General features: G+C 36.2%; 19 protein-coding genes. 13 read left to right on the top strand and 6 right to left on the bottom strand.

Going from position 1 to position 17311, the window contains the following annotated elements; all coding sequences use genetic code 11:
* The first annotated feature begins 153 nt into the window (after positions 1-153).
* Both ACX9YW_RS03120 and ACX9YW_RS03125 read left to right on the top strand, forming a co-directional pair.
* Positions 154-1470 carry a DEAD/DEAH box helicase gene (locus ACX9YW_RS03120; RefSeq protein WP_460341608.1) on the top strand — a complete coding sequence of 439 codons (1317 nt, stop codon included), beginning with the start codon at positions 154-156 and terminating at the stop codon, positions 1468-1470.
* A gap of 12 nt (positions 1471-1482) precedes the next feature.
* Positions 1483-2379 carry a deoxyribonuclease IV gene (locus ACX9YW_RS03125; protein WP_460341611.1) on the top strand — a complete coding sequence of 299 codons (897 nt, stop codon included), beginning with the start codon at positions 1483-1485 and terminating at the stop codon, positions 2377-2379.
* A gap of 63 nt (positions 2380-2442) precedes the next feature.
* On the opposite strand, the gene ACX9YW_RS03130 is transcribed toward ACX9YW_RS03125, so the two are convergent.
* Positions 2443-2700, bottom strand: coding sequence for a DUF2624 domain-containing protein (locus tag ACX9YW_RS03130; RefSeq protein ID WP_460341614.1), 258 nt, complete (start codon positions 2698-2700; stop codon positions 2443-2445).
* Positions 2701-2801: 101 nt separating this feature from the next.
* Here ACX9YW_RS03130 and ACX9YW_RS03135 point away from each other — a divergent pair, with 101 nt between their 5' ends.
* From ACX9YW_RS03135 to ACX9YW_RS03145, 3 genes are read left to right on the top strand one after another with little or no spacing between them, the layout of a single operon-like run.
* Positions 2802-3629 carry a metal ABC transporter ATP-binding protein gene (locus ACX9YW_RS03135; protein ID WP_460341617.1) on the top strand — a complete coding sequence of 276 codons (828 nt, stop codon included), beginning with the start codon at positions 2802-2804 and terminating at the stop codon, positions 3627-3629.
* A complete protein-coding gene (locus tag ACX9YW_RS03140) occupies positions 3626-4483 on the top strand; it encodes a metal ABC transporter permease (RefSeq protein WP_460341619.1) in 858 nt (285 codons plus the stop codon). Before ACX9YW_RS03135 ends, ACX9YW_RS03140 begins: the two co-directional genes overlap by 4 nt.
* A gap of 2 nt (positions 4484-4485) precedes the next feature.
* Positions 4486-4896: a Fur family transcriptional regulator gene (locus ACX9YW_RS03145; RefSeq protein WP_460341623.1), complete on the top strand. Its 411-nt coding sequence runs from the start codon at positions 4486-4488 to the stop codon at positions 4894-4896.
* A 27-nt stretch (positions 4897-4923) separates the two neighbouring features.
* Here ACX9YW_RS03145 and ACX9YW_RS03150 read toward each other — a convergent pair whose 3' ends face one another.
* A complete protein-coding gene (locus ACX9YW_RS03150; RefSeq protein ID WP_460341626.1) occupies positions 4924-5496 on the bottom strand; it encodes a hypothetical protein in 573 nt (190 codons plus the stop codon).
* Positions 5497-5655: 159 nt separating this feature from the next.
* On the opposite strand from ACX9YW_RS03150, the gene ACX9YW_RS03155 reads away from it, so the two are divergent.
* The gene (locus tag ACX9YW_RS03155) at positions 5656-6060 is read left to right on the top strand and encodes a hypothetical protein (RefSeq protein WP_460341629.1); all 405 of its coding nucleotides are present in this window, start codon (positions 5656-5658) and stop codon (positions 6058-6060) included.
* Between the two features lie 72 nt (positions 6061-6132).
* Here the strand turns inward: ACX9YW_RS03155 and ispG are convergent, their stop codons facing one another.
* The 3 genes from ispG to ACX9YW_RS03170 form a co-directional block, all read right to left on the bottom strand.
* A complete protein-coding gene (gene ispG / locus ACX9YW_RS03160; protein WP_460342324.1) occupies positions 6133-7230 on the bottom strand; it encodes a flavodoxin-dependent (E)-4-hydroxy-3-methylbut-2-enyl-diphosphate synthase in 1098 nt (365 codons plus the stop codon).
* 107 nt (positions 7231-7337) lie between these two features.
* Entirely contained in the window at positions 7338-7658 is a 321-nt protein-coding gene (locus tag ACX9YW_RS03165; RefSeq protein ID WP_460341632.1) for a protein YqfZ, read from the bottom strand.
* A gap of 100 nt (positions 7659-7758) precedes the next feature.
* The gene (locus ACX9YW_RS03170) at positions 7759-8535 is read right to left on the bottom strand and encodes a DUF1189 domain-containing protein (protein ID WP_460341635.1); all 777 of its coding nucleotides are present in this window, start codon (positions 8533-8535) and stop codon (positions 7759-7761) included.
* Positions 8536-8704: 169 nt separating this feature from the next.
* Between ACX9YW_RS03170 and ACX9YW_RS03175 the strand changes: the two genes are divergently transcribed.
* Entirely contained in the window at positions 8705-9187 is a 483-nt protein-coding gene (locus ACX9YW_RS03175; RefSeq protein WP_460341639.1) for a DUF456 domain-containing protein, read from the top strand.
* Between the two features lie 32 nt (positions 9188-9219).
* On the opposite strand, the gene ACX9YW_RS03180 is transcribed toward ACX9YW_RS03175, so the two are convergent.
* Positions 9220-9918 carry a Crp/Fnr family transcriptional regulator gene (locus ACX9YW_RS03180; RefSeq protein ID WP_460341642.1) on the bottom strand — a complete coding sequence of 233 codons (699 nt, stop codon included), beginning with the start codon at positions 9916-9918 and terminating at the stop codon, positions 9220-9222.
* 333 nt (positions 9919-10251) lie between these two features.
* On the opposite strand from ACX9YW_RS03180, the gene ACX9YW_RS03185 reads away from it, so the two are divergent.
* From ACX9YW_RS03185 to pstA, 6 genes are all read left to right on the top strand, one after another.
* Positions 10252-10860 (top strand): superoxide dismutase, encoded by a 609-nt coding sequence (locus ACX9YW_RS03185; protein ID WP_460341645.1) that lies wholly within the window; start codon positions 10252-10254, stop codon positions 10858-10860.
* A 114-nt stretch (positions 10861-10974) separates the two neighbouring features.
* Complete coding sequence (locus ACX9YW_RS03190; RefSeq protein WP_460341648.1) at positions 10975-12189, top strand: MFS transporter; 1215 nt, start codon at positions 10975-10977, stop codon at positions 12187-12189.
* Positions 12190-12242: 53 nt separating this feature from the next.
* Positions 12243-14390, top strand: a complete 2148-nt coding sequence (locus ACX9YW_RS03195; protein ID WP_460341651.1) for a peptidoglycan D,D-transpeptidase FtsI family protein — start codon at positions 12243-12245, stop codon at positions 14388-14390.
* 64 nt (positions 14391-14454) lie between these two features.
* Positions 14455-15411: a PstS family phosphate ABC transporter substrate-binding protein gene (locus ACX9YW_RS03200; protein ID WP_460341654.1), complete on the top strand. Its 957-nt coding sequence runs from the start codon at positions 14455-14457 to the stop codon at positions 15409-15411.
* Between the two features lie 75 nt (positions 15412-15486).
* Positions 15487-16431, top strand: coding sequence for a phosphate ABC transporter permease subunit PstC (gene pstC, locus ACX9YW_RS03205; RefSeq protein WP_460341657.1), 945 nt, complete (start codon positions 15487-15489; stop codon positions 16429-16431).
* Positions 16431-17309, top strand: a complete 879-nt coding sequence (pstA, locus tag ACX9YW_RS03210; protein WP_460341660.1) for a phosphate ABC transporter permease PstA — start codon at positions 16431-16433, stop codon at positions 17307-17309. Before pstC ends, pstA begins: the two co-directional genes overlap by 1 nt.
* The last annotated feature ends 2 nt before the right edge of the window (positions 17310-17311 follow it).

The raw sequence follows: 17311 nt of genomic DNA on the forward strand, positions 1-17311 counted from the left end.
CTTACCATCTTATGCACTAAAATAGGTTTTGGTTTAGGTGTAATTTCATTTGTGAATAATAAGGAGGAATGGTGTGTAGTGGCGCTTTTTAAAAAACTTTATTATAATACTGGGATAGAATAAAAATATGGACGACTTAGGAGTTTTTTTAATATGACAGATTCTAAATTTCATTCTTATCAATTAAAGCCATTTTTATTAAGCGCAGTTGAGAAAATGGGCTTTTCAAACCCTACAGAAATACAAGAAAAAATGATTCCTCTTGTATTAAGAGGTGATAGTGCAATTGGGCAGTCACAAACTGGTACAGGAAAAACGTTGGCTTACGTGTTACCAATTTTAAATAAAATCGACCCACGTAAACAGGAAGTACAAGCTGTCATTACAGCACCGACACGGGAGCTGGCTACCCAAATTTATCAGCAAATATTAAAAATGACCGAGCATACAGGGGAAGAGGAAGCGATTGTGACTCGTTGTTTTATCGGCGGTACTGATAAAGCAAGATCAATTGAAAAATTGAAAGCACAGCCGCATATTGTTGTAGGAACCCCATCAAGAATTCACGATTTAGTCTCAGAACAAGCATTGTTTGTTCATACTTCTAAAATACTTGTTGTGGACGAGGCAGACTTAATGCTGGATATGGGATTCATCGTCGATGTCGATAAAGTGGCAGCAAAAATGCCTGACAATCTTGAAATGTATGTATTCTCAGCAACAATTCCTGAAAAACTTAAGCCGTTCTTGAAAAAGTATATGGAGAATCCAAAGTTTATTCATATTGAACCAAAACAGGCATCGGCTTCAAACTTATCACATGTTTTATTGCCGGCAAGACATCGAAATAAGGTAGAATTAACTTATCAGGCGTTAAAGCTGTACAATCCTTATTTGGCAATTGTTTTTACGAATACAAAGAAAAAAGCGGATGAAGTAGCTGATGCTCTTCTTCAAAAAGGCTTAAAAGTGGGGAGAATTCATGGTGATTTAAGCCCACGTGACCGCAAAAAAGTAATGAAACAGGTACAAAATTTAGAGTATCAGTATTTAGTCGCGACAGATTTGGCTGCTCGAGGAATTGATATAGAGGGAGTTAGTCATATCATCAATTATGAACTGCCTAGTGATTTAGATTTTTACATTCACCGAGTGGGCCGAACCGCACGTGCCGGGTATTCCGGTATTGCCTTAACAATTTATGAGCCTTCTGATGAGGATGCATTAATTCGACTTGAAAAGCTCGGAATAGAGTTTCAATACACCGATATTCAAAAGAGTGAATGGGTCGAATTAGATGATCGAAATAAGCGGAAAAAACGAGAAAAACAAGTTGATTCTATTGAATTAAAAGCACGCAGTATGGTTCAAAAACCTAAAAAGGTGAAACCTGGATATAAAAAGAAAATCCAAAGTAAAGTCGAAAATATTAAAAAACGGGAAAGACGTATTCAGAAAAAGAAATCTTAGGGAGAGAGAAAAATGGTAAAGATTGGTTCACATGTTTCGATGAGCGGAAGTAAAATGTTTTTAGCAGCGAGTGAAGAGGCCGTCTCTTATGGAGCTAATACATTTATGATTTATACGGGTGCACCCCAAAATACGAGAAGGAAAAAATTAGAAGACTTAAATATTGAAGCTGGCCGTAAACATATGGAAGTTAATGGCATAGACGAAATCATTGTCCATGCTCCTTATATTATCAATATAGGTAATACCACCAATCCAAGCACATTTGACTTAGGGGTAAACTTCCTCCGTACAGAAATTGATCGCACCGAAGCGATTGGGGCAAGACAAATTGTACTGCACCCAGGAGCACATGTTGGGGCTGGTACTGAAGCTGGGATTATGAAAATTATTGAAGGACTAAATGAAGTTCTTACTAAAGATGATAAAGTGCAAATTGCGCTTGAAACGATGGCCGGGAAGGGTTCTGAGTGTGGTAAAACCTTCGAGGAATTGGCAATGATTATCGACGGCGTTGTTTATAATGATAAAATTTCTATTTGCTTTGATACATGTCATACACATGACGCTGGATATAATATTGTCGAGGACTTCGATGGAGTATTGAACGAATTTGATAAAATTGTAGGCGTTAATCGTATCAAAGTTATTCATGTCAATGATAGTAAAAATGCCCGCGGAATGCGAAAAGACCGTCATGAAAATATCGGCTTCGGCCATATCGGTTTTAAGGCATTAAATTATATTGTCCATCATCCACAGCTTACTGATATTCCAAAAATCTTAGAAACGCCGTATGTAGGGGAAGATAAAAATAATCAAAAGGCACCATACAAGTATGAAATTGCCATGTTAAGAAACCAACAGTTTGAAGAAAATCTACTTGATAAAATTATGCAAAACGCATAATAAAAAGAGGGGAAGTGCCACTTGGCTCTTCCTCTCGTTCATTTTCCAGATTCAACAACCATATTATTGTTTCGTAAATTGAATAAATAGTCGATTTACTTCTCTTGCAGTATCTGGGCCAGCGATTTTGGCGATTTCCCTAACTAGAGCGGCTCTTGCGGAATCTTCGAAAATGTTCACTTTTTCGCTTCGTAAGTACTGAGCTATGTTCGTTGCTTGTTCGCGGGTTATTTTTACTTGGAATTGTTTAGCATATTTTAAAAGTTCATCGGCGGTAATCGTATTAATTTTGTGATTTATGATATTTTCAAAAATTTTCACGATATCACTCTCCTCCTTTATTAACCTATGATGATATGCAAGGGTTCGTGACAAAAGAGTCTCCTCTTTACAAATTATTTATAGGTGGGTTATACTGAGGGATGTTAAATCGGAATGATTCTGAATTAAGTAAGGTGATAAGGTTGCAACATTCTAATTCAATTGTTGATATTAAACATGTTTCTTATAAATATGATCGAGAATATGTTTTAGAGGATATTCATTTATCCATTCCCAAGGGTGCTTTTTTGGCAATTGTCGGACCGAATGGTTCAGGTAAATCTACATTAATGAAATTATTATTAAACCTAAATAAGTTACAGCAAGGTAATATTCTTTTATTTGGCGAGAATATTGAAAGCTTTAATGAATGGCATAAGGTTGGCTATGTTTCACAAAAAGCAAATTCGTTTAATTCAGGCTTTCCAGCGACGGTTTATGAAGTAGTTGCCAGTGGACTTACAAAAAAAATTGGGTTATTTCGTATTTTAAAAAAAGCTGACAAGCAAAAAATTATAGATGCTATTGCTTCTGTAGATATGCTGCCATTTATAAACCGAAATATTGGCGAGTTATCTGGAGGGCAACAACAACGAATTTTTATTGCTAGAGCCTTAGTCAGCAACCCAGAACTACTTATTTTAGACGAACCTACTGTTGGTGTAGATGCTCAAAATGTAAGGAATTTTTATGAAATACTCCAAACACTAAACAAACAATGGGGAATTACCTTATTATTAGTGACCCACGATATGAGTGCCATTTCTGACAAAGTAACTCATGTAGCATGCCTTAACAAGCATTTACACTTTCATGGCGAAACTGATGAATATGAAAATCTACAACAAAATGAATTGTCTCATATCTATGGCCACGACATTTTCCGTCTTAGCCATGATCACCACCATCATGGAGGAACAACTCAATGATAAATGGGTTATTGGAATATGAATTTTTACAAAATGCTTTCTTGACTGGATTACTCATTGGAATTGTTGCTCCGTTAATTGGGGTTTTTATTGTGGTAAGAAGACTGTCATTAATTGCTGATGCCTTAAGTCATGTTACGTTAGCAGGAATTGCCGCAAGTCTACTTCTTTCAAAAAAAATAGCTATGTTTGCTGGTTTAAATCCTATGTATTTTGGCATGGCATTCTCCGTTATCGGGTCATTATTTATTGAAAAGCTTAGAAGTGTATATAAACACTATCAGGAATTGGCCATCCCAATTATTTTATCTGGAGGTATTGGTCTTGGTGTCATTTTTATTTCATTGGCCGATGGATTTAATACCGATTTATTTAGTTATTTATTCGGGAGTGTTAGTGCCGTAAGTCGAATTGATTTATTCATCATTCTCTTAATTTGTATATTTGTATTTATCATTGTTTTCCTATTGTATAAAGAGTTATTCTTGTTATCGTTTGATGAAGAGTATGCGAAGGCATCAGGGATTGCTGCGAAATCGATTCATTTTATTTTCATTCTGATGGTAGCACTTGTCATTGCTGCTTCGATGAGAATTGTTGGAATCTTACTTGTTTCCTCTTTAATGACCTTACCTGTAGCGGCAAGTATAAGAATTGCTAAAGGCTTTAAGCAAACGATATTTTATTCGATCGTATTTGGTGAATTGTCGGTTCTAGGTGGCTTAACAATTTCTTATTATTTGGATTTAGCCCCAGGGGGAACCATTGTTATGATCTCTGTCCTGATATTAATGGTTGCGATTTTATATAAAAAAATGTTTCAAACAAAGGCATTTAGTAACAGGGGTGTTTAGAAATGAATATCGAGAGAGCTTTAGAAATTCTAAAGGATAAAGGCTATAAACAAACCGGTAAGAGGGAAGAAATGCTTGAGCTTTTTGTCAATCATAATCGATATTTAACGGCTAAAGATGTATTAGAACTGATGAAGGACGATTATCCTGGATTAAGCTTCGATACAATCTATCGGAACCTTGGGCTATTTGTTGACTTGGGTATCATAGAAATGACAGAGCTCTCGGGGGAAAAGCATTTTAGATTTACTTGTTCACATAATCATCATCATCATCATTTTATTTGTTTAAAATGCGGGATGACAAAAGAAATCGGGACTTGTCCGATGGATGGATTAAGCGATGATTTAATGGGATTTGATGTTTCAGGTCATAAATTTGAAATTTATGGTCGTTGCCCTAAATGTATGTAAGAAAGGCTCACAATACCTTGAGCCTTTCTATTTTTTTTCTTTTATCCATTTATTTACCCAGTTAACTGCCTGATGCCAGTCTTTTACACGAATTACTTTAGCCGGAATGGGGTCTTGATTATAAGGAGTATCGAATAGCAACACTGGGATATCGCATGTTTCAGCAATCATTACCGCATTATCATGCTTGTCTTCTAGAAAAACTTGCACTTGATGTTGTTTAACGGCATCAATTTTATCGTGCTTGCCGATTAATTCAATATGGCAATAGGGAATTTCATGTTTGTCGAACCAAGTTTTAGTTTCCTCATATAAATGGTTTCTGCGAGCACTTATAAAGTAAAGTTCATGTTCCTGAGCCCATTGGATTAAAGCCTCTTTTGCCCCTTCGGCAATCGGGGATTCTCGATACATTTCTGCCTCGTTTTCCATAAACCAATTAGCAAATTCAGCTTCGGAAATATCAACAAGTGGTGTTAGCTCATATTGCTTTATATCTGCAAGTGTAAGATTTAGACCAAACGCTTTATTAAGAAATGGAATCAAGGAAGATGGACTTGTCACCGTTCCATCAATATCTATTCCAAATCGTATACTCATAATTGGACACTCCTTTTATTTTTCATATCATCAGCTATCTTAGCAAAATTATGGAACGATAGAAAGAAATGAGTTTTAAGGAAAACATTAACATAGTGAAAAGAGCTGAAAAAGTTAACAATAATAATGCTCCAAAATAAAGAAAGCGAGGGATCGTACATGGCAGACCAAGAGCGAAACTGGGATGAAGAATCACAAGCGCCCGGACCTGCGTATTACAGACAGAAAACCTCAGCTGACTTAGCATTACCAGCAAGAGTAGACGATGATGGTTCTTATCAGGAGGAAACGGCTGCGGAAATTGCGGCACCAGTTAATCTCAATCGAAGTAGGGACTATGATCGATCGGACATCCGTGAGGAATCAGGCGGTAAGGGAATTGGATTAGCTGCGTTAGCTCTTTCGATTCTATCGTTATTTGTACTGCCGATTCTATTTGGTGCAGCTGGAATTGTACTAGGATTTATTGCTCGACGTAGAGGTGCCTCCGCACTTGGAGCATGGGCAATAGGTCTAGGAGCGATATCGATTATTGTCGGTATGTTTATAGTCCCCTTTTTTTAACGAAAAGCGGAAGTGCTTGCTTAGAAAAAAGGAAAAAAGGCTGTTCCATTATTGGAACAGCCGACTTTTCTTTTAAATATTAAGTTCTTCTTTTTGTTTATTAAGGAAATATTCCTCGGCAATGGCATCAATTTCTTTCTTTAGTTCCTCAACCATCGTGCTTTCGGGAACTTTCCGAATAATTTCTCCCTTACGGAAAAGTAATCCTTCTCCTCTTGCTCCAGCAATACCAATGTCAGCTTCCCTTGCTTCGCCAGGACCATTTACTGCACAGCCTAAAACGGCAATTTTAATTGGTGCTTTTATTTTTTGTATATATTCTTCGACTTCATTCGCAATACTAATCAAGTCGATTTCAATACGACCACAAGTTGGACAAGAAATAAGGGTAGCGGCATTAGAGGATAATCCAAACACTTTTAAAAGCTCTCTTGCAACCTTAACTTCTTCGACTGGGTCAGCAGATAGAGAAATTCTTAATGTGTTTCCGATTCCTTTACTTAGGATGGCACCCAAACCTGCAGCACTTTTCACTGTACCAGAAAAGAGCGTACCTGATTCTGTAATTCCTAAATGAAGCGGATAATCAAATGCTCTAGAAGCTTTGTCATATGCCTCAATTGCCAAATTAACATCCGAAGCTTTCATCGAGACGATAATATCATGGAAATCTAAGTCCTCTAATATTTTTATATGGTGGAGGGCACTTTCGACCATCCCGTCAGCAGTTGGATAGCCATATTTTTCAAGAATTCTTTTTTCTAAAGAGCCTGCGTTTACACCAATTCGAATTGGAATTCCTTTTTCCTTCGCTGCCTTCACAACGGCTTCAACCTTTTCGCGTTTCCCGATATTCCCTGGATTTATTCGGATCTTATCGGCTCCGCCTTCAATCGCCTTTAACGCTAATTTATAATCAAAATGGATATCGACAACTAACGGGATATTAATACGCTTTTTTATTTCGCTAATTGCATTTGCTGCACGTTCATCAGGACAAGCAACCCGAACGATTTGACAGCCCGCTTCTTCTAAACGCTTAATTTCAGCAACGGTAGCTTCTACATCATGTGTTTTGGTTGTGGTCATACTTTGGATGACTAATTCATTATTTCCACCAATTGTTAGATTCCCTACCTTAATGGGCCGAGTTTTAGTACGATGGATAATTTCGTTCAAGAGTCTTCGCTCCTTTTTAATAGTTCAAATTGAAAAAACAAGCTTAATCAAGCAATAATAATATTTTATCAGTCTTCCTATCAAATTGACAAGGAAGACTACTCGTTGGAATAATCCGGGAAACGGTAAGTTTTGCCAATCTGAATTTTATTAGGGGATGCTCCTTCATTCAATTTTACAAAATCACTAACGACTTGATCGATTGAAACAGGGATTGGGGCCTTTAAGTTATTTTCGATAACGGATAAAACCGTATCCCCAGCTACTATTTTTCTTTTGAAGAAAGGAAGTGTAACATTACCCATCACTTCGATTGGTTCTTGGGTTTCCTTTGTTTGTGGAAGAGTTCCGTTTGTTAGGTCAAAAAAAATAATAAAGGCTACAAATAGTCCGATGAGTGTTCCAATAAATTTTCCCATATTAAACTCTCCTTCAATAGGTTTGTCCAATATGTATGCTTGTGTGAAAATAAATAGAACAAAAAACAACAAGTATTGACAACTTGTTGTTTTTAAAGGGCTATTCAAGTTTTTGTTTTTTCATAGGAATTTCTTTAATTGCTAAAATCAACATAATAATGGAAACAGTCCAATTAATAAGAAATCCGTTTGGAACAGTAGTTTTTAATAAAGCCATTACTGTAAAAAACAACGTCGATAGGGTGACACAATAAGCCGCAATTCTCCATGTATGGCGATATTGGAGATGTCGTTTAAAAGTGCTTGCCAACAACATTCCAATCAAGGCTAAAACAGACACTTCGATAAACTTCGCACCACTTGAAAAAATATAAATAATGATAATCATGATCGGAATAAAAATAGCTTTTAAACCTTTAGACTTTTCAATAAAGTCTACAACATCTTGGCTTGTCATTTTCATTCCCTGGAATGCTGCGTAACTATTCGTTTGTCCTTGACCGCCAGCGTACAGAAGAAAATCATTTTTTAATAGGGCAAGAACATTCTCTTGCTTGGAAAATTCATTGGGGTCGATACTACCTGTATCATCAAGAATAATTTTAAAATCATCCTTCTCAATAATAACAGGTTTTGTACTTTCAAGTGATAATTGTCCATTCTCAATGGTGAATGCGGGGATATCGTTTGCTAATGTTTCACTTATAAAATCGATCCCTTTATTAATATCTGTAACAAAATAATAAGAAGTTGGTAAAATCGATAATAGGGTTAATAAAAATACATACAATATTGTTTTTCCAATCCCCTGGAAACGAAATTTAGCAACTGAATGAGGGGAATACAGGCTCAAAAGAAACTGCTTAAAGATATTCATTTTTTTGCACATCCTTGTGTTTATATTCCTTTTTATTTTAGCGATAAATAGCACTGAATGAAATGAAAATTTCAAAAATCATTGTGAAAGACAATTATTTTGACAGGTGATATAGTTAAATGGATTGTTCAGGTGTCTTCGATAACCTTTTATTCCTAGGAGGAAAGTCATGGAAATTCTTTTTTGGATTCTCATAGTGGCAATGTTTATTGTATCATTTATTGGGCTTATCTACCCCATTATTCCCGGGATGTTGTTTATAGTTGGTGGTTTTGTTCTCTATGGATTATTTTTTACATTTCAATCGTTAAACGTACTATTCTGGTCCATTCAGATCATGTTCATTATCCTTTTATTTAGTGCGGATTATTTCGCCAATATGATTGGGGTAAAGAAATTTGGTGGTTCAAAAGCAGGGGTTTGGGGAAGTACAATTGGTTTACTGGTGGGTCCATTTGTGATCCCAGTCTTTGGAATTATTATTGGACCATTCTTAGGGGCGGTTATTGCTGAGTTACTAGTACATCGCAAAGGGTTTCTTGATTCAATCAAAATTGGAGTCGGTTCTGTTATCGGATTTATTAGCAGTGTCGTTGTTAAAGCTGTCATCCAAGCGCTTATGATTGGATATTTTATATATATCGTCTCATAAAAAAAGACTTCCCAAATTATTGGGAAGTTGTTTTAGTTTAGTCCACATATTTCAAAAGCACAGTTTTGACAATCAACGTCGTCTTTTAAATAGTTAATATCTTTTATCGTAAACTTATGATGCTCATAAGAAACTATCCCTTTTTCTCTTAATTCCTTTAGGGCGCGTTGGATGACCTCTCGTGTTCCATAAGTTAAATTGGCTAGTTCTTGATGGGTTAACGGGAGGTCAATTAAAATACCTTCATCGGTGGCTACCCCATAGCTATTGCATAAACGGATAAGAATAGAATATAACCCGCCTTTTTTCCCATTCATAATTAAATCTTGACATTTCATTTGTGCTTTAATATATGAAATGCTTAGATATTCAGTTAAACATAACATTGCAACCGAATTTTGCTGTAGGAATTTTTCAAATTGCTCACGACTAATCATTAAAAATTCGCAATCTGTCATGGTTTTTCCTGAAAAATGATAATGAGGCTTTTTTTTGAATACTTGATATTCAATTAAAATCTCATGGCTATTTAATACTTTAAGAATGAACTCTTTACCCTTCATGTGGATTCGTCCAACGGCAATACTGCCTTTGATAATTAAATAGATATGATTAACTAGGTCTCTTTCTTGAAAAAGAACGGTATCCGCTTTGTGTTTTTGAATGGTTTCCTGACCATTAAAGTGTTGGAATAGTAAATCATATAGAGATAGGTTCTGTTTAACTAACATGATAATCCCTCCACATTTATGACTGTATATCTTGATTTAAAAAAAATATTAACACTATGTCAATATGTAATTAGAAAAAAATGGAAGTTAAAAACCGTAAAAGCGACTTAAATCATTGACAGGATTGAGATGATAAAGAAATGACAATTTTTCGACATCTGACAAAGGAATAAAATGTGGAATTAAAGGTGATGTTAATTATGTTTAAAGCATTTTATTTGAAGAGAAACAATAACTTTGGTAATCTTATTTAAAAGGCTTTAGAAATTTTTTCATATGTATATGAAAGAAACTAAAGCGTTATCATTACATAATTTTAAGGAGGAAGAAGAAATGGCATTTGAATTACCACAATTACCTTATGCGTATGATGCGTTAGAACCTCATTTTGACAAAGAAACGATGGAAATTCATCACTCTAAGCACCATAACACTTATGTAACGAATCTTAACAATGCATTAGCTGGAAATGAGGAGCTTCTATCTAAGTCTGTTGAAGAAGTGATTGCAAACTTAGATGCTGTGCCTGAGTCTGCACGCACAGCTGTTAGAAACAATGGTGGCGGGCATGCTAACCACACTTTATTCTGGCAAATTCTTTCACCAAATGGTGGTGGTGCGCCAGCAGGTGAATTGGCTGATGCAATTAATAACAAATTTGGTAGCTTCGAAAGCTTTAAAGAAGAGTTTGCTAAAGCGGCAACTACTCGCTTTGGATCAGGATGGGCTTGGTTAGCAGTAAATAATGGTGAGTTAGAATTAACTAGCACTCCGAACCAAGATTCACCATTAATGGAAGGTAAAACTCCAATCCTTGGTTTAGATGTTTGGGAACATGCATATTACTTAAAATTCCAAAACCGTCGTCCAGATTATATCAATACATTCTGGAACGTAGTTAATTGGGACGAAGTTTCTAAGAGATACCAAGAAGCAAAATAATTAATCAATTCAAGGCAAGGGAGCAAACGATTTATCGTTTGCTCCCTTTTTTTATAGGAATAATCATTCTTCATTTGTAAACAATATTTTTAACGACAAAAGGAGAGTTTACGAATGTCGAAATGGAAAAAATTAATTGGTGAAGTTGAATTAACGAGGGATTTGACATTATTACTCCTTATCGGAGGATGTTATTCCTTGAGCGTAGCGCTGTCCAATACTTTTGTAAATATCTATTTATGGAAACAATCGGGACAGTATGCGGATTTGGGAATTTACAATTTATCGGTCGTTGTGCTTCAGCCTTTAACGTTTATATTAGCAGGACGCTGGGCTAAAAAGATTGATCGTGTCATTGTCCTAAGGATGGGGGTTATTGTCCTAGCGTTATTTTATTTAACGGTATTAATGATTGGAAAAAATGCTTCTCACTTCCTCATATTATTAGGCAGTCTACTAGGAATCGGTTATGGATTTTATTGGTTAGCATTTAATGTTTTAACGTTTGAAATTACTGAACCTGAAACACGGGATTTTTTTAATGGCTTTTTGGGGATTTTAAGCTCTGCTGGGGGAATGATTGGACCGATAGCCGCTGGCTTTATCATTTCTAAGTTAACGAACTTTTCGGGTTATAGTATTGTATTCGGTGCTTCACTCGCTTTATTTGGACTTGCTGTATTTTTTAGTTTTTCTCTAAAGAGAAGGCCAGCGAGTGGCAAGTACATGTTCACAAGGATTTTAAAGGAACGCCAAAATAATCCGAATTGGCGTTTAATTACAAATGCAAACTTTTTTCAAGGGCTAAGGGAAGGCACGTTCCTATTTATCATTTCTGTATTCGTGTTTATTACAACAGGAAGTGAATTAGCCCTTGGGACATTTGGTTTACTTAATTCGGGAATCGCTTTTATTGCTTACTACGCTGCCTCAAGGCTTATAAAAAAGCAATATCGTAAAAGGTACATCCTCATTGGTGGTCTTTTATTATATGCTGCCATCTTTTTAATCTTATTTGATGTCACTTTTCCGAAATTACTTATGTATGCGAGTGTCATCGCCATAGCTTACCCAATCCTGTTAGTTCCCTATATGTCGATGACCTACGATATTATTGGTTCAGGTTGGAAAGCTGCTGAAATGAGAATTGAATACATTGTCGTAAGAGAGATTTTTTTAAACGCCGGGAGATGTATTTCAATCATTGCCTTTTTAATCGGAGTTACTTTTTTTAATATAGAGACAAGCATTCCGGTTTTATTGTTGGTATTAGGTGCAGGACATACATTGATCTATTTATTTGTGCGAAAAATACAGCTGGCAACATAAAGGAGGAGGGGGTTACCCCTGCTCCACTTTTTACTTAATCGGGGGTGTGGATTATGAACGGGGCTCAAAGAAAAAGAAAAAAACCAAAAGTGAATATTCGCTTTAATTTACTTTTTTTCTTCGTATTTATGTTATTCTCCTTGCTTATTTTACGACTTGGATTTGTGCAAATTGTATTCGGTGATGATTATAAAAGAGAAATCGAAAGGACGGATGAAATAACCGTTAATAACCCGGTCCCCCGTGGGAAAATGTTTGATCGAACTGGAAAAATAATTGTTGATAATACTCCGCAAAATGCCATTATATATACAAAATTTCATGGAGTAACTCAAAGTGAAATGTTAGAGGTAGCCACACGATTAGCAAAATTAATTGAAATGGATGATAAAAAGGTACAAGAACGTGATCGCAAAGATTACTGGATGATGAAAAACCCAAAAAGGGCTGAAGGGAAAATAACAACCCAAGAATGGACAATGTGGAAAGCAAAAAAATTAACTGATCAGGATTTATATAAACTTCAATTAGAAAGAATCGACGAAAAAGAGCTTAATGAATTAACGAAAGATGATTTAGAAATCCTAGCTATTTTCCGAGAGTTTAATAGCAGCTATGCACTTACTCCACAAATTGTTAAAAATAAGAATGTTTCACAGGAAGAATTAGCAATTGTAAGTGAAAACTTACAATTGCTACCTGGTGTTGATACAACAACAGATTGGGAACGTAACTATCTTCTCGGTGATACGTTAAAAACTATTTTAGGAAAAGTATCTTCATCGGACAAAGGATTACCCAGTGAAAGAGTGGAGCATTATTTAGCTAGGGATTACAGTAGAAACGATCGTGTTGGTTTAAGTTATATTGAAGAACAGTATGAGGAGGTGCTTCATGGACAAAAAGCGAGGGTTAAAAACATTACCGATAAGTCCGGAAAAGTGTTGGATACCTTAGTGGTTTCAGAAGGTAAAAGAGGTAAAGATTTGGTTTTAACCATTGACATGGATTTACAACTTGCTGTGGAAAAAATTCTCGAAGAGGAACTACTAAAAACCAAAACAAAAGTAGGAACGAGCCTATTAGATAGAGCGTTTGTCGTTTTGTTAGACCCCTATACTGGGGAAATCTTAACGATGGCAGGTAAACAAATTGGGCGGAATCCCAAAACAGGTCGTCAGGAGCTATTGGATTTCGCTTACGGAACCTTTACGACTGCTTACAGTGCCGGATCGACTGTAAAAGGAGCCACTATTCTAACAGGCTACAAAACTGGAACTTTGCATCCAGGGGATTTCCATTTTGATGAGCCCTTAAAAATTAAAGGAACACCTAAAAAGGGATCTTGGCGAAACTTCGGTAGCATCAATGATATTAACTCATTAAAATACTCCTCAAACGTTTATATGTTTAAAACAGCTATCGAAATTGGCAATGGTCAATATAAATATGATCAGCCACTTAATATTAATGAAAAAGCATTCGATACGATTCGGGAATCTTTTAGTCAATTCGGACTAGGTGTTAGAACAGGGATTGATTTACCAAACGAACAGGTTGGTTTTAAAGGACTCTCAAAAAAACCAGGTTTCTTATTGGATTTAGTGATTGGTCAATATGATATCTATACACCTATGCAATTAGCGCAATACGTTTCGACAATTGCGAATGGGGGTTTTCGTATCCAGCCACATATTGTAAAAGAAGTACGGGAGCCATTAATAGATAGCAATGAACTAGGACCAATTGTTCAGGAATTCAAGCCAGTCATTTTAAATGAAATAGGGGCTAAGGAAGAAGGGCTGCAACGGGTCCAAGAAGGGTTTAGAAGGGTTATGCAAGATCCAGGGGGGACTGCCTATGATTTCTTTAAGGGTGCATCCTATCGTCCAGCTGGCAAAACCGGTACTGCTCAAGCGGTTTATGATGGACCGGAAATGAAGAAGTTTAAGGCTCGAGGACTTATGCCGCCAGAGGTAATGAATCTAAGCTTAGTTGGGTATGCACCATATCGTAATCCTGAGGTAGCAATGGCGGTACTAGTTCCATGGGCATATGAAGGAAAAGAGGATCACCATGCAAACAACGTAATTGGAAAAAGAGTCTTAGATACCTATTTTAATTTAAAGAGAAAAAGGATGAATGAAAAAGTGAAAACCGCAGCTTTACAAAACCTTTACAATGGATACAAACGGGATTAATATTTGTGGATTACTATTTTACATGTAGGACAAAACAACCAAGAGCCTTAGGAGGAATTTACAAATGAAAAGCTTAAAAAAGTTAGCACTAACAACTTTAATGGGTGGAGTGCTAGTTTTCACAGCAGCATGTGGAACTGATAAAGCAGGAAAATCATCTGATGCTGGAGAAGATAATAAGCAACTTACTGGTGAAGTAAATATTGATGGCTCATCTACAGTCTATCCAATCATGGAAGCTGTTTCCGAAGAATATCAATTGGTTCAACCAGATGTAAAAGTAGCTGTAGGCTTATCAGGAACTGGTGGTGGTTTTAAAGCATTTATCGCGGGTGACACAGACTTAAGTAATGCTTCACGTCCAATTAAAGATGAAGAAGCAGCTCAGTTAAATGAAAAAGGGATTGAATATACAGAACTTAAATTAGCTTATGATGGCTTGTCAGTTCTTGTTAATAAAGAAAACACTTGGGTAGATTATTTAACAATTGATGAACTCAAGAAAATGTGGATTGAAGATGGAACAGTGAAAAAATGGTCTGATATTCGTGCAGAATGGCCAGCAGAAGAAATTAAGTTCTATTCTCCAGGTACTGATTCAGGTACATTCGATTACTTTGATGAAGTGATTTTAGATAAAGCACCAATTGTTGAAAAAGCAACTTTATCAGAAGACGATAACATTTTAGTTCAAGGTATTGCTGGTGAGAAAAACGGTATTGGCTATATGGGTTATGCTTATTATGCAGAAAATAAAGATAAAATGAAAGTTGTTCCGATTGATGGAGGTAATGGTCCAGTAGCTCCAGATAACAAAACGATTGAATCTGGCGAATATGCACCTCTTTCTCGTCCATTGTTCACATATGTTAAAAATGATGCTGTGCAAAGACCAGAAGTTTATGATTTTGTTAAATTTGCCCTTGAAAATGCAGCTGACTTATCCGAAGAAGTTGGTTATGTTCGCTTGCCACAAGGAGAATATGACAAAGATTTAGAATTGCTAGAAGGTTTAAAGTAAGTTAGAATTCTCAAGATGGGAAGCACATGCTTGGTGCTTCTCATCTTGGCGTTAGTTAGAGGGGGTTTTCAAGTTATGGGGTCAAAAACAAGCTCGTTTTCGATTCAGAAATTGATTGAAGAAAAAAAGAAAAACAAGTCTACACATTCATTAATTGAAAAAATGGTTCCGACCTTGCTATTAGTAACAGCAATAGTTTCGGTGCTTACAACATTTGGAATTGTTCTAACGTTAATTTTTGAAACCTTTACTTTTTTTACAAGGGTTAGCATTTTTGAATTTATTACAGCTAAAAAATGGTATCCATTCTCAGAATCTGCAGGGTCATATGGAATTCTACCATTAGTATCGGGAACCTTGAGGGTTACAGCTATTGCGATAATTGTCGCTGTTCCGATTGGTTTGGCCTCTGCCATTTATTTAAGTGAATATGCTTCAGATAACGCTAGGAGAATTATTAAGCCAATTTTAGAAGTACTGGCTGGGATCCCAACGATTGTCTATGGTTTTTTTGCATTAACTTTCGTTACACCGATTTTAAGAGAAATCATTCCAGGCTTAGAGATATTTAATGCATTAAGTCCTGGTATTGTTATTGGGATTATGATAACACCTATGATTGCCTCATTATCAGAAGATGCCATGTCTTCTGTTCCGAATTCCATGCGTGAAGGTGCCCTTGCGCTTGGATCGACAAAATTTGAAGTTTCGATGAAGGTGGTTTTACCAGCAGCGATATCGGGAATAGTCGCTTCAATTGTACTGGCAATTTCCAGAGCAATTGGTGAAACAATGATTGTTGCTGTCGCAGGTGGTTCCACCCCAAGCTTAGGTATAGATGTGACTGGTTCGATTCAAACAATGACTGCCTATATCGTTCAAGTAAGTACAGGAGATGCTGGTTATGGTACGACGATTTATTACAGTATCTATGCAGTGGGAATGACATTATTTGTATTTACCCTGTTGATGAATTTACTCGCACAATATATCGCGAAGCGATTTAGGGAGGCCTATTAATGAAACTAATTGATCACTCTAAAGTTGTCAGTCAGATGAAACCAAGATTAGTCCGAAACAAAATATTTAAGTTGATTTTTTTACTTGCCACATTATTCGGTCTATTAATCTTAGGAGTACTACTCTATCGAATTTTTACACAAGGTTCTAGTTATTTAAGTTTAGATTTTCTTCAAAACTTACCATCGCGAAAACCGGAAAAAGCGGGAATAAAAACTACATTAATAGGGACAGTTTGGTTAATAGCTGTAACAGCTCCCCTTTCTTTATTAATTGGGGTAGGGACTGCCCTTTACTTAGAAGAATATGCAAAGAAAAATCGCTTTACTGATTTTATCCTAGTGAATATTTCAAATTTAGCAGGTGTACCGTCAATTGTTTTCGGGTTACTTGGATTAACATTATTTGTCCGTGCATTAGCACTTGGCACAAGTGTGCTTGCTGCAGGCTTAACAATGAGTTTATTAGTGCTACCAGTCATTATTGTTGCATCCCAGGAGGCTATCCGTTCTGTACCACAGGAATTACGGGAGGCATCGTATGGCATGGGGGCAACAAAATGGCAAACTATTATTCGGGTAGTATTACCTGCTGCTATCCCGGGAATTTTAACTGGTGGTATTCTGGCATTATCGCGTGCAATCGGTGAGACAGCGCCGCTAGTTGTCTTAGGTCTTCCGTTATTTATCGCCTTTTTACCAAAAACGATATTCGATACTTTTACAGTGCTACCAATGCAAATTTATAACTGGACAAGTAGACCACAAGAGGAGTTTCATGCCCTTGCTGCAGCTGGTATTATCGTTTTATTAATTATGTTAATTATTATGAATTCCATTGCAGTATTAATTAGAAATAAATTTCAAAAGCGTTACTAATG

Source organism: Pseudoneobacillus rhizolycopersici, assembly GCF_054786815.1.